Below are 13,655 nucleotides of genomic sequence, written 5' to 3'. Positions count from 1 at the left end.
TGCGCCCCCGCCGGCACACGGCCAGGGGAGGGGGCGCAGAACGTGACCAGATTATACCGCACGTCCCCAATCACGACGAGACGAGTTGCCCTGCCACGCAGAACCGCGCTGTTTACCTGCCTTCCAGCGGTTAGCTCACGGATCGGCGTCCGTTTCTTCTTCGCCGACCTGGTGGTCGCTGACCAGGTCCTGGAAGAAGGTGTAGAAGAACCAGTCCGAATCGGCCCCGCCGATCAGGCGATCGACGGCGCCGTCGCTGATGATGGTCTCGGTCGGCAACAGCGTGTCGAACAACAGCGATGCGATCCGGTCGTTGTACGCGCTGCCGTCGGTCCAGACGCCTTGCGTGCCGCCGACGTACCCGTAAAGGTCGTCGCCGAAGTTGTAATTGTCGGCGATCAGCAAGTCTTCGCCGCTGCCGCCGTCGAGCGTGTCGGCACCCTTGTAGCCGAACAGCACGTCGTGGCCGTCCTCGCCGAAGAGCCGGTCGCCCAGGTCGGTGCCCTGCGTGCCGCCGACCAAGAGGTCGTTGCCCTGGCCGCCGTAAAGCCAGTCGCCGCGATTGCCGCCATAGAGGGCGTCGTCGCCGTTGCCGCCGTATAGCTCCACCACTCGAATGCCAATGAACTCGGCGCTGATCACGTCGAGGCTGTCGTGGCCGTAGGCCTTGATCCGCCCTGTGATTCCCGGAATCACGGCGGTCGCATAGGCTAACACCGAGTTCTCGAATTGCGTCAAGATTGTGATCGAGCTGCCAGAACCGAAGAAGAACACAGCGTCGAAGCCCGGCGTGCCGCCCCAGAGAAGATCGGTGTTCGTTCCGTTGAATCGCGCGACATATTTCGAGACGTTAATGCCCGGGAGCGTGGCAGCGGCTCCCGTGCCGCCGTCGTCGTCGGTCGCCCGTACGGCAACCGTCCGCGCGCCCGTCGTGGGATAGCTGTGCGTAACCAGCGTGCCGCTGGGTCCAGAGACGCTCTGATCCCAGGTGCCGTTGTTGTCCCAGTCGATGTCCCAGGTGAAGCTGCCGGCCTGATCGGCGGCCGACGGATCGGCTGCCGTGAGCGTGTAGCTGACCGTTTCGCCGCGAAATTGAGCCAATACGGCCGCGCTGATCGCCGCCGTCGGGGAAAGGTTTTGAATCGTCAGCGTCGTCGGCGCCGAGGTCGTCATGCCGCCGTCGCCGTCGTCGACCCGCACGCGGACGTTGTACACCGCGCCCGGATTTCCGTCGGTGATGCCCAAAGCGACCAGCTGGCCCCAGGTCAGCGTCGGATTCACCCCGGTTGCGTCGCCATAGACCAGATCGCCGTTGACGTCCCAACTGTAGGTCAGCGTATCGGCCGCGCCGGCCGGATCGCTGGCCGATGCCAAGAGCGCCACACCGCTGCCTTCATTGGTCGCATACGGCCCGCCCGCCGAGGCGGTCGGCGGCGTGTTGACGATCGTCAGGATCGCCGCGACGCTTGTCGAAACATGGCCCAGCCCGTCATCGACGCGCAGCCGGATCGCATAGTCTCCCGGTCCGTCGGCAACACCCAGCGCGAGCAATTGTGCCCAGGCCACCGTCGGCGTCGCGCCCGTGGCATCGGTGAAGACATCGTCGCCGTTGATGTCCCAGGAGTAGGTCAAGGTCCCCGCACCCTGGGCCGAACCAGCCAGGTTCAGCACTGCGCCTTCGCCGATCGTGTAGGTCTCGCCCGGCTGCAGGTCGTAGGGCCCCAAAGCATAGATGACCTCGAGTGCCGGACGATCGGCCACGGTCGCGGCGTTGCTTGAATTGATCCGCCAGCCGTCAGTGCCCAGCGCCGGATAGATCACCCAGCCGCGCGTGCTGAGGCTATTGTCGTCGGACCAGACCTGCACGTCCGGGGTCACGTCGATCACGTTGGTCGCGCCCAGGCTGTTCGGACCCACGATAAAATTGGTCGGCGACGAGACGGCCTCGACGTCATCGATGGAGACGCCGCTGGTCAGGCTGTTCCAGGTCGACGCCTCGGTCCAGGTGGCGATCATCCGATGGAACGTGAACGTCGAGGCGCTGTTGTCATTGGCCGCCGATCCGGTCTTGAGGATCAGGCTCGCGTTGGCGATGTTCGCGCCGTCCGGAATCGGCCCGCCGCCGCGCGACACGCCGCCAGGCGTATCGAACGTGTTGTCGAAGCGAATCAACCCCATCACGCGCTGCGGCGGCGTCTCGGCCGTGCCGAGATCGTCGTCACCGTCCGACACGATCTTGGCGTTGCTCCCCTGGTTGGTGGCAGGGTCGTCCTCGTGCACGTACGTGTCTTTGGCGCCCGCATAGCTGTTTTCGCCTTGGCGGAACGTCACCTGGCTCGGCACCGTCGGATCGATCAACACCGACAGCGTCGTGAGCGCCATCACGTTGTTGTTCAGATCCTTGATTTGGCCGCTGGCATTCAGCTTGACCTGGTAGTTGCCCGTGCCAAAGCTGCCGCCGGTCGGCGTGAGCGTGATCGTGTTGTTGGCAGCGTTGTAACTGAAGGTGTAGTCGGTGGGCGAAACCAGGTTGGTCACATCGCGGCGAATCGTCAGTGCCGCCGCACTGACCGTGGCATCGTCGACGCCGGTCCCGACGTCGCTCAAGACGATTTGGAAGGTGCTCTGCGAAGCCTGCACGCGCACTTTGCCGTCGGCCGGGTCATAGTCGCTGGCGCCGTTGTCGAGAGGCACCGCGACCGTCGCCGATGGCGGTGTCACGTCGGGACCGCCGGTGATCGTAAACGTATCCAGCACCTGGCCCAGGGTGTTGATATAGCGATAGGTGAGTTGGTTGGGCGTGACGTCGATCTTCCCGAATCCGTACTGCAGCGGATTGGTCGTGTTGCTGTCGAGCGCCTTCGCCAGATGCGATCCCGCGAACGTCGCATCGTTGGCGCCGTATCCCAAGTCGACGCCGCCGGTGCCTTGTACGACCAGCGGCAGGCCGGCGCCCTTCGCATAGTCGTTGTCGCCATCCAAAACGTAGGTCGCCGCCGCGCCCACGTGGCCCGTCAGCGGGTAGCTGCGCTGATAGTTGTGCGAGTGCCCGAACAGCAGGAGATCGACCCCCACGCCGCTGGCCCCCAGGCGCGAGACCACCTGGTCGTAGTAATAGTCGTCGGGCGTGTGTTCCGTGTGACCGCCGAGCGAGACGATCGGATGGTGGCCGAAAACAATGATCCAGCGCGGCGGTACGGCCCGAGCCTTCGCCTCGGTGATGTCGTCGACGGCCCAATCGAGCTGCTTGTTGAGCGCCGTCGTATTGGTCCAGTTGTTCGTGTCGAACGTCAGAAAATGCACGTTGCCGTAGTCAAAGGAGTAGTTCTCCTCGGCTTCGACGTTGGCATCGAAGGTCAGCCCCGCGGGGCTGGTGACCCCTTCGACCGGGATCGGCATCGAGTAGTTCTCACGGGCTGCTTGACCACTGTTGTAACCGACGTCGTGATTGCCGAACCCGAAATAGTCGACGTGATTCTTGTTGTACGTGGTCAGCGCGGCGTTCTTCGAAGGGTCGAGCCGCAGGTCGTATTCGGCATGTGTACCCGAGCTGTAGACATTGTCGCCCAGGAGCAACGAGAACGACGGATCGATCTGGTTGATCCGGTTCTGGACGGCAATGAAGTTCGTCGGCGGGTCGCCCGACGCGGAATCGCCGTAGGTCACGAACGTGAAGTTGTCGTCCGTGTTGGTGTTCAACCGGGTATGGAACGTACTGGCGTAGACGGCAATCGGGCTGCCGTCGCGCAGATGCGTAATCTGATAGTCGTAGTCGCTGTCGAAACTCAGACCCGTGAACGTGGCCGAATGCACGATGCGCCCGCCCACGCCCGTGACGATCTGGGTGTTCAGCGCCGCGCCGTTCCAGGGCAGGGTGCCCGTGGCGCGATACTCGGCCGTAAAGGCGTCGGTGTCCTGCGTGCCGGTGGTCTGCCACAGGATCTCGGCTTGATCGAGCCCGGCGTTATAGCCCTCCAGAGGGGCATTGCCGAGCTGGATATAGGGCGTGTGATTGACCGTAAACGCCAACAGACGACGGTCTTCCAGCGGTTCCTGCAGCAGTCTTCGAGAGTAGCCCGCCGTCTGGTTTCCTCGCTGGGAACGCAACCGCACCGCTCGAGCTTTGCGCATCGCCAAACATCCGCCTGCGAGACATGCAGCACGCGATGCGCAGGCTGACGCATCGCGCAGCAACAGAACTGTCACTCCCCCGAGATGGTGCTAACGTAGGGCTAACTCCGCCCTAACGCCAGAGAATTTTCCACCAGCCGCCTGGGCCTTGCGAAGGGTCAGCCCCCGTCGCCGGCCTGCCCCCCACTTTTGGGCCGACTCGCGACCGGCATCTGCGGTTTGGGAGACAGCGAGCGCAGCCAGCCCTTCCGATAGAAGAAGTACATCATCGCCCCCGTCACGCCGAACATCAGCAACAGCGAGAAGGGGTAGCCGAGGTACCAGTTCAACTCGGGCATGTTCCAGGGAGAGGCCTGCGTGTTGAAGTTCATGCCGTAGATGCCGGCGACAAACGTGAGCGGCATGAACACCGTGGCGATGATCGTCAGCACGCGCATCACTTCGTTCATGCGATTGCTGACGGTCGAGAGGTACACGTCCATCAGGTCCGAGGCGAGTTCCCGCCCGGTGTCGATCAGGTCGAGGATCTGAAACGTGTGATCGTGCAGGTCGCGTAGATAGGGGTGCGTGTCCGCAGCAAAAAACTCGCTATGGTCGCGGAGCAGGCAATTGACCGCTTCGCGCAAGGGCCAAATCGCGCGCCGCATCCCCAGCAACTCGCTTTTGATCGAATGGATGCTCGTAATTGCCGATTCCCAGGCGTGCGACAGCAAGTCGGTCTCGATCGCATCGAGCCGTTCGCCGCAGCGCTCCAGCAAGGGAAAATAGGCGTCGACCACCGCGTCGAGCAACGCGTGGGCGAATTGTCCCGGGCTGCTGGTGCTCAGACGGCCATGATTGCGCCGCAGACGTTCGCGAACCGGGTCGAACGGATCGCCCGGCCGCTCCTCTTGCAAGGTCAGCACGAACCGCTCGCCGAGAAACATGCTCAACTGCTCGGTCTCGAAAGGCTCGGACTGCGCGACCATCCGCGCCACGATGAACAGATGGTCGCCGTAGACCTCGACCTTGGCCCGCTGGTGCACGTTGACGACGTCTTCCAGGGCCAGGTGGTGCAGGTTCAGCAATTCGCCGAGGCGGAGGATCAAGTCAGCGTCGCCCAGGCCCTCGACGTCGATCCAGACGACCGGCCACTCGTTGAGCAGCGGCCGAATTTCGTCGATCTTGTTGATCCGCAGTTCGCGGCAGCCCGCCGGGCCAAAGGCCATCACCTGGACCAGTGGCGCCTGCGACTCGGGATTCACCACTACGCTGCCCGGCGCGGCCCCGGGGCGCGTGCGGCGGGCAAAACCAAACTTGCGACGCGTGCGGCGATGATGCGAGCGATGTGCCATCTGCGGATCCGTCCGAAGCAGGCGCTGCGCCGCGGGAGACGAAATTCAGGACTCAATCAACGGACCGAGTCGCCGCGAACATCGTAACAAAGCAGCGTGTCTTGATCACGCAAATACAGCCGCCCGCCGGCGACAACCGGATGCGGCCAGGCGGGTTGGGGGCTGCGCTCGGGCTGCTCGAAACGGCCGTGCAGCTCAAAGCCTGCCGGGGTCGCCTGGACCAGGCTCACCAGCCCCTCTTCGCTGCGCGTGATCAACAGGCCGTCGACACACACGAGCGAGCACTTGCCGCAGGAGCGATCGGACCAGGCCTCGTCGCCGGTGGCCCAATCGAGGCAGGTCAACACGCCGGGATCGTTCGAGCCGTACAGGTGCTTGCCGAGCAGAATCATGCCACCGTGGTGGTTCTTCATCTTCTTGGTGAAGTACACCTCGTCGGCCTTCCACTCGCCCTGCTGCGTGATCCGGGCCTGTCCGCCGCCGGTGCCGTAGCCGCTTGCGGCGAACACGTCATTATCGCGCACCAGCGGCGTCGAGATATTCGCGGTGCCGTTGGCCGGAGCGTTATAGCGCCAGAGAAATCTCCCGTCCTTGGCCGCCACGCCGACGACGCCCTGCGCGGTGAACTGCACGTACTGATCGAGCCCGTCGATCTTCGCTTTGACGATCGAAGCGTACCCGGCGCCGTCACCGATAGGCGACTGCCACACCGGAGTGCCGGTGGTCTTTTCGAGGGCCGCGAGCGTGGCTTGCTTGCCGCCGGGCGTGCAGATCACCCATGGTCCGTCGATCAGCACCGATTCGGTATAGCCCCAGTTCGGTATCGCGCCGCCAAAATCAGACACCAGGTTGCGCTGCCAGACGATTTGCCCGTCGCGCGTTGCGAGGCACACCAGGTCGCCGTTCAGGCCGAGCGCGAACAGCCGATCGCCGTCGACGGTGGGCGTCGACCGTGGGCCAGGATAGCCGGCGCCGTTGTGGCGCACCTCGCCGATCGCCGTCGCCCAGATCACCTGCCCTTCGCGCGCCGGGTCGAGAGCCAGGATCCATTCCTTGCCGTCCTTGTTGCCCATCACATACAGGGCCTCGCGCGTCACCGACGGCGTGCTATACCCTTCTCCGACACCGGTGATCTTCCACAGCAGCTTGGGGCCACCTTCGGGCCAGTCCTGCAGCAGCGGCTGCTCCGCCGAGATTCCGGTGCGCTGTGGCCCGCGCCAGCCTGGCCAATCGACCGTGCCCCGTGAAGCGGGAGCGGCACATAAGCACAACAACGGCAACAACCAGGCAAGGCGGCGGAACATAGCTTGAAGGAACCCTTCAACGGGGTTGGATTGCGAGGCAGGCGAGCCAGCAAGGCAGGCGACCAGCGGGGATTCCAGCGGTAGACGCGAGTTTATCGACTCGCACGGCGCATCACAAATCGGCCACGCGGACTTTGCGCGTCGGCAGCCTCACGCTACGCTCGCAAACGGTGGCGGCGCTGGCCAGCCAGGACCCCCTACGCATACCGGAAACCGATTCAAAGTGGACGCGAACCCCGATTTTCTTGCCTTGGGCGTCGCGTGGTACGCAATCTTCGTGGTGTCGACTTCGCTGCACGAAGCCGCGCATGCCGTGGCGGCGCTGCGATTGGGCGATCCGACGGCCTACTACGCCGGGCAAGTCACGCCGAACCCCGCGCCACACATGGCGCGCGAGCCGTTCGGAATGATCGTCATGCCCATCGCTTCGTATCTGTTGAGCGGTTGGATGATCGGCTGGGCCAGTGCCCCCTACGACCCGCATTGGGCCCTGCGCTATCCGCGACGTGCCGCGCTGATGGCGCTGGCGGGGCCCTTGGCCAATCTGAGCCTCGTGCTGCTGGCCGCGGGTTGTATCCGCCTGGGCCTGGCGCTCGACTATTTCCTGCCGCCCGAGCGCGTGGGATTCACCTCGTTCGTCGCCGCCGCCGATGAAGGCGTGCCCACGGCCATTGCGACGCTGCTGAGTATCATGCTCGTGCTCAATCTGCTGCTGTTCGTGTTCAACCTGCTGCCAGTTCCTCCGCTGGACGGTGCAGGCGTATTGGCGCTGGTACTTCCGGCCCGCACGGTGACCATGTACCAGGATGCCTTGCGCCAACCGGCCTTTGGCATGATTGGATTGATCGTCGCCTGGAAATTGATCGACCAAGTGTTCTGGCCGGCGCTACGCATCGCGTTGAAGGTCGTCTACGCCGGCGTGGCGAGTTACTGAGCAACACCGGCTCAGGTCAACAACCAGTCGGGGCGGTCGGTGATGAGGCAATCGACGCCCCATGCCCGGCAGGCGTCGTGATCGGCCCGACTCTCGGCCGAATAGACCCAAGTGGCCAGGCCCAGTTGTCGCGCCTCGTTCACGCACGACGCGTCGAGCCGGTCGAAGCTCCACACGAGCGTGGCAATTCCGGCCTGCGGGCGAAAATCAGCCGGATCGATCCGCCGCGGCCGATGCGCGATGAGCAGCCCTCCGGCGACGCCGGTCGCTTCGCAGACTTCGTAGACCGCCGCGTGCCAAAAGCTGCTGATCAGAAATCGCCGCCGCTCGCGATGGCGCCGCACGGCCTCGATGGTCGCCGCGACGGCATCCGGCGCCTTGATCTCGAGATTCCAAGTCACCGCGCAGGTCGCCAGAGCTGCCTCGAGCGTCGGCACTTCGCACCCGATCAGCGCGCTCAGCTCGGCGCGCGACAAGTGAGCGACGGGCCGCAGATCGGGCGCGAGCCGATCGTGATACAGGAACGCCTCGCCGTGCCGATCGAGCTGCACGTCGGTTTCGATACCGGCCACGCCCAGCGCCACGGCGGCCTCGAACGCCGCGAGCGTGTTCTCGGGCAGCGTGACGTGAAAACCCCGGTGACTAAAGACCTGCATCGTTGCGTCCCGCGGCTTGGCGCCGGGCCTTGCGACGGGCGGTGGGCTGGGCGCGGTTGTCCGAGCGCTTCCATTTCGGCTCGACGAGTTCCGCGTTCCATGCCTCCCAGGCCGTTTGCAATTCCTTGACGGTCTCCACGCGTTCGCCGGACAGGTCGTGCTCCTCGGCAATGTCGTTGGCCAGGTCAAACAATTGCTGCTTGCCGCCGAGCGAACGCAGGAGCTTCCAATTGCCCTGACGGATCGCTGACTGTTGACCAAACCGCCAATACAGCCGTTCGTGCGGCGCGGCGGAGTTTTCACCCTGCAAATGCGGCAGCAGGTTTACGCCGTCCAAGGGATCGGCGGTCGATTGTCCCGTCGCCGCCAAGACCGTGGGCACGACGTCCAGCGCGATGACCGGCTGCGAGTAGGTCGTTCCGGCCGGCAGGTGTCCTTTCCACTGCATCATGAACGGCACGCGGATGCCGCCTTCCATGACGGTGCCCTTGAAGCCGGACAGCGGTGCATTGCTCGAGGTGGTCTGCGGCGTGGGCCCGCCGTTGTCGCTGATAAAGACCACCAGCGTGTTTTCTTCGAGCCCCGCCGCGCGCAACTTGCCCATGAGCTTACCGACCGCGTCGTCCATGGCCGACAACATCGCGGCGAATGTCCGGCGATTGGGCCGCTTCAGCTCAGCGAAACGCGCTTCGTATGGCGTGGTCGCTTGCAGGGGCCCATGCACGGCGTTGAAAGGCAAATACAGAAAAAACGGCTCGCTGCGATGGCGATCGACAAAGGCCACGGCCTCGTCGGCAAACGCGTCGGTCAAATACTCCGGAGCCTCGACCGGCTCGCGACCGCGCAGAATCGGCGTATCACCTTGCCTGCGCTGCCCGGGCAGATACGCATGAGCGCCGGCGAGAAAACCGTAGAACTCGTCGAAACCACGCGACAAGGGATGAAACTTCGGTTGATAGCCCAGGTGCCATTTGCCCACCATGCCCGTCTTGTAACCGGCCCGCTGCAGGCGATCGGCCAGCGTCGTTTGATCGAGCGGCAACCCGAAGTCGGGCGAGGCCTCGGTTTCGGGCCCCGGGTTGAACTCGTGCCCGAACCGCTGCTGATAGCGCCCCGTGAGCAGCCCCGCGCGCGTCGGGCTGCAAACCGGGCACGACACGTAACCGTCGGTCATCCGCACTCCGCCGGTGGCGAGTGCATCGAGATGCGGGGTCGGAATCTGCCGGCCGCCGTAGCAACCGAGTTCGCCGTAGCCCAGATCGTCGGCGACGATGACGACGATGTTCGGTCGCGCCGCATCGGCGGCTTTCGCAGGCCAGGCCCCCCACAGCACGACGAGCAGCCCCAGCGTTATCCGCGCCTTCATTGCCATACCCTCCGATCAATTCCCCCGAAACACGGCATCGCAGCCCCCTGAATACTTCAGCGGACGGTTAGCCTATCGAACCCCGCCAGCGGCTGGAGGTATCGCGACGATTCTACGCCGGCGGCAGCTCCACGCGATAAAGCACTTTGCCTTCCACGTCGCGCAGCGACACGGTCAAGGCCGACGTGGCCGGTTCGAATTCGACCAGCCCAAAATACTGCCGTCCTTCGCTGGGTGGCCGGCCTTGCGGCATGCCCTCCGGCACCGCGTTGAATTTCACCTGGGGTCCGAAGGTCGGGTCGAGCGTGCCTGGACCAAAAGTTCCCGCATTGATCGGCCCGGCGACGAACTCCCAGAACGGATCGAAGTCGGTCGACGTCGCCGCGGCGGGATCGTAGTAGTGAGCTGCCGCATAGTGCACGTCGGCCGTCAGCCAGATCACGTTGCGCACCTGTCGCCGTTTGAGGTGCGCCAAGAGGTCGGCAATCTCCAGCTCGCGACCGAGGGCCGGACCGGGGCCATTGGCGGCGTTCTCAAACTGGTTCGGTCCGTCCCCGACGATCAACCCCAGCGGCATGTCGCTGCAGACGATCTTCCAGGTGGCTGTCGAAGCGGCCATCCGCTCTTTCAGCCATGACAACTGCTCGGCGCCGAGTAGTGCCGCGTCGGGCCTGGGTTCTGTCTGCCGGTTCGGTCCATTCGCGCCCCGGTACGTCCGCATGTCGAGCAAGAACAACTCGACGTGCGGCCCTTGGACGAACGAGCGATAGATTCGCGAGCGTTCGCGCTCCGGAGTCCAGATCGGCTGGTACTCGAGAAAGGCCTGCCTGGCTCGCGTGGCGAGCACGTTGCAGTCGCGCTCGTGGTACCGCGTGTCGTTGAGAACCTCGCCCGGGTACCAGTTGTTGGTCGTCTCGTGATCGTCCCATTGGGTGTACTGCGCGGTGGCCGCCTGAAACGCTCGCAGATGCTCGTCCAGCAGGTTGTAGCGATAGTTTCCCCGAAACTCGTCGAGCGTTTCGGCGACCTTCGATTTTTCCGGCGTCGTCAGGTTGCGCCAGACCTGGCCATTGTCGAGCTGGATTTCGGCAGGGATCGGGGCATCGGCATAGATCGTGTCGCCCGAATGAACAAACGCGTCGGGCTCCGTGGCGGCGATCGTGCGGTACATGCGCAGGCCTCCCCAATCGGGGTTGATGCCGAAGCCCTGTCCGCAGGTGTCGCCCGACCACGCCAAGCGCCATCGTCGCGCCTGATGGCCAGGCGTTCGCAGCCGGCCGACCACGGGCTCGCTCTTGCTGCGTGGGTCGGCCGGGTCGACAAACGTCACCCGGTAGTGCACCAACTCGCCAGGGGGCAATCCGGTCAGCATCACCTTGCCGGTCAGATCGGTCTCGGGCGAGACCAACGGGCCCGGCACTGCGCGCGCGTCGTCGAAATGGTCGGTCGTGTCATACTCGACGAGCATTTGTGCAGGCCGATTGGCTCGGCTCCAGACGACGGCCGACTCGGCCGTGACATCGCCGCTGGCCACGCCGCACTCGGCCTGCAGGCGCAGCGCCTCGCGCGTCACCGCAGCGGGGGGCTGCCGGTGCCGAAACATTTCGGCCCAAACGCGTGGTGCACCCAAAGTCGCCATGCCCGCTGCGCCCGCGTGGGCCAGCCATGCGCGGCGCGACCACCGGCGCTGCGGATTTCGACGTCGTTTCCCCATCGCGGCTGCTCTCGAGTTCGTTGACTGCATCCCGCCAGCAGCGCGGCCGGCGGGTGGGCCTGATTCTAACGACCAGGCAAGCCTTGCGGCACGCCGTGCAACCCGCCAATCACGCGGATCGAACCCGCGCGACGGATGTAAAGCCTGACGGCTGGGTCAAATCGAACGCTCGCGAAAGCCGCAACCGGCAGGTTCAATCGCTACCGCCGGCAGGGTTTATGGCCGTGTTCGTCGCAGCCCGCAGAAGCCCTGCCACGCGTCCTGTTCCGCGTGAGCGCCACGCGCGAAACGGCCCGAAGAAACCTTGCAGCCGGAACGTCAGGCACCGCCAGAAAAGACTGCCAGCACCGCATGACTCGACAGCACGGCGCCGTACCGCAGTTCGCCGGCCTGCTGGGAGGACTCTTGATCCTCGCAGCGGGTTGCGCCCACGACCGCGCCGCCGGACCGGCCACGGCCGCGAACACGCGCCAGGCTCACTGGCTCACGCACGTGCTGCCGGTGGTCCCGCGCGGCGAGATCAAGCCCGATCTGACGCTGGTTGCGCACCACGTGCCGCCGCCGACGACCGCGATTCCCGACGGGACGATCTACCACGAACTTGCGGCGAACGAGGCGCAATGCCTGGCGGTGCGCAATTCGACCGTCGGCAATCTGCTGGCGAACGAGCGCCGCGCGGCAGGCGTCAGCTCGGGCTGCGCCTGTCGCGGCTCGGAGCGTGCCGATTCGCTTCGGCTGCACCTGCTGTCGTTCGCCGAGATGGAGGCCCGCAACGATTCAGCCCTCGCGGCGCTCGAGCTCTACTACCGGCTCGCGCTGAGCGAGAACCAGGTCGACGCGGCCACGCAGAGCCTGAACGAAGTTCATCAAACCAGGAAGGCCACGGCCGACTTGATTCAGCGCGGCATTCGCCCCCCGGCCGAAACTGGCGTGCTCGACCGCCAGACGCTCGAACTGGCGCAGCAGCGGCTCGACGCCACGATCGGCCGGTCGCAGGCCAACTGGGCGCTGCGGAGCCTGATCGGGGTCGAGACTTGCGAGCCCGATTGGCGCATCTGGCCCAACACCTCCCTGACGGTCGATCCGTCTCCGCTCGACGTGCAAGCCGCGGTGCTCGTCGCACTCAATGAGCGTCCCGAGTTGGGCTTGCTGCGGCTGCTCGAGTGCGAACTCGACGTCGAGACCTTGCCGGTCGCGCGCGGCGTGCTGTCTCGGGCCAACGGACTGATCGGCTTTCAAGCTCCGCCGGGCTGCTGCTTCGTGTTGGCGTCGCTGAAATGCTATCTCGACAAGTTCCAGAACGACCCTTGCGAGGCCGAGTTGCGACGCCGGCAGTTGAATCAGTACCGCGCGCGGCGCGAAGCCGAGATCGCGTCCGAGGTGCAACAGCACGCCGCGACCGCCGAGCAGCGCCTGCAACAGGTGCTTTATGCCCGCGACCGTGCCGCCAGCAGTGCCTCCCACGTCGGGCAACTGGTCGAGCAACAAAAGACCGGCGGTGCGACGTATGCCGAGGTGGCCGAGGCCCGGCTCCAGGCGATCAAGGCCCGGAACGAACTCGTCTCGCGCGTCGTCGATTGGCACCTGGCCATGGTCCGGTTCCGGCATAGCCAGGGCACGCTTTCGGCCGAATGCGGCTATCACGCCACGATGCGATGCTGGGTCGTCCCGCCGAACGAACTGTTGCCAACGGCCCCGGCCAATGTGCCGCAGCCGACTCCGGCTACTGCCGCTGGAACAACACCCGGCGCAGTTCCTCGGCCAACGTAGCGCTCGATTCCATCACCGCGCGGAACTCATCTTTGCCGAGCGTGTAGACCTCCAACGGCGTGACCGCCCGGACCGTGGCGTTGCGCGGCTCGCCGGTAATCAGCGCGGCCTCGCCGAAAAAGTCGCCTTCGCGCAGCCGTGCCACGACGCGCGGCGTGCCGGCCGATGTGCTGATGACGTCGACCTCGCCAGTGCGGATCAGGTAGAATTTCTCGCCCGGGTCGCCCTGACGCACGATGTCGGTGCCCTGGGTATGACGCTCGAGCCGCGTTTTGTCGGCCACTTCGGAGAGCGTCTTGGGCGTCAGCCCCTGAAAGACCCCGGCCTTTTGCAGGAACTCGCAAATGGCTGCCGACTCGCGCACGACCACGTCGGAGATGATCCGCCCGTCGACCATGTTCACGATGCGATCGGCCGCGTCGAGAATGCGATTGTCGTGCGTCACC

Annotated in this window: 9 protein-coding genes; 2 read left to right on the top strand and 7 right to left on the bottom strand. The window is 65.0% G+C overall.

Annotation, left to right across the window (positions count from 1 at the left end):
• Positions 1-135: 135 nt before the first annotated feature.
• From K1X74_19905 to K1X74_19895, 3 genes are all read right to left on the bottom strand, one after another.
• The gene (locus K1X74_19905) at positions 136-4,131 is read right to left on the bottom strand and encodes a metallophosphoesterase (protein ID MBX7168611.1); all 3,996 of its coding nucleotides are present in this window, start codon (positions 4,129-4,131) and stop codon (positions 136-138) included.
• A 158-nt stretch (positions 4,132-4,289) separates the two neighbouring features.
• The gene (gene corA, locus K1X74_19900; protein MBX7168610.1) at positions 4,290-5,465 is read right to left on the bottom strand and encodes a magnesium/cobalt transporter CorA; all 1,176 of its coding nucleotides are present in this window, start codon (positions 5,463-5,465) and stop codon (positions 4,290-4,292) included.
• Positions 5,466-5,521: 56 nt separating this feature from the next.
• A complete protein-coding gene (locus K1X74_19895; protein MBX7168609.1) occupies positions 5,522-6,769 on the bottom strand; it encodes a PQQ-like beta-propeller repeat protein in 1,248 nt (415 codons plus the stop codon).
• Between the two features lie 223 nt (positions 6,770-6,992).
• On the opposite strand from K1X74_19895, the gene K1X74_19890 reads away from it, so the two are divergent.
• Complete coding sequence (locus K1X74_19890; GenBank protein ID MBX7168608.1) at positions 6,993-7,703, top strand: site-2 protease family protein; 711 nt, start codon at positions 6,993-6,995, stop codon at positions 7,701-7,703.
• An 11-nt stretch (positions 7,704-7,714) separates the two neighbouring features.
• Here K1X74_19890 and K1X74_19885 read toward each other — a convergent pair whose 3' ends face one another.
• The 3 genes from K1X74_19885 to K1X74_19875 form a co-directional block, all read right to left on the bottom strand.
• Positions 7,715-8,359: a glycerophosphodiester phosphodiesterase gene (locus K1X74_19885; protein MBX7168607.1), complete on the bottom strand. Its 645-nt coding sequence runs from the start codon at positions 8,357-8,359 to the stop codon at positions 7,715-7,717.
• Positions 8,346-9,731: a sulfatase gene (locus K1X74_19880; protein MBX7168606.1), complete on the bottom strand. Its 1,386-nt coding sequence runs from the start codon at positions 9,729-9,731 to the stop codon at positions 8,346-8,348. Before K1X74_19880 ends, K1X74_19885 begins: the two co-directional genes overlap by 14 nt.
• A 106-nt stretch (positions 9,732-9,837) precedes the next feature.
• The gene (locus tag K1X74_19875; protein MBX7168605.1) at positions 9,838-11,364 is read right to left on the bottom strand and encodes an alkaline phosphatase D family protein; all 1,527 of its coding nucleotides are present in this window, start codon (positions 11,362-11,364) and stop codon (positions 9,838-9,840) included.
• Between the two features lie 426 nt (positions 11,365-11,790).
• Here K1X74_19875 and K1X74_19870 point away from each other — a divergent pair, with 426 nt between their 5' ends.
• The gene (locus K1X74_19870; GenBank protein ID MBX7168604.1) at positions 11,791-13,209 is read left to right on the top strand and encodes a hypothetical protein; all 1,419 of its coding nucleotides are present in this window, start codon (positions 11,791-11,793) and stop codon (positions 13,207-13,209) included.
• Here K1X74_19870 and K1X74_19865 read toward each other — a convergent pair.
• Positions 13,163-13,655, bottom strand: a 493-nt coding sequence (locus K1X74_19865) for a cyclic nucleotide-binding domain-containing protein (GenBank protein MBX7168603.1), incomplete at its 5' end; no start/stop codon positions are given. The two genes, K1X74_19870 and K1X74_19865, sit on opposite strands and share 47 nt — an antisense overlap.

It is taken from the genome of Pirellulales bacterium (assembly GCA_019694435.1).
In the GTDB taxonomy this organism is placed as follows: domain Bacteria; phylum Planctomycetota; class Planctomycetia; order Pirellulales; family JAEUIK01; genus JAIBBZ01.
The sequence above is the reverse complement of the archived record's forward strand: the minus strand, read 5'-3'. Positions and strand labels throughout refer to the sequence as shown.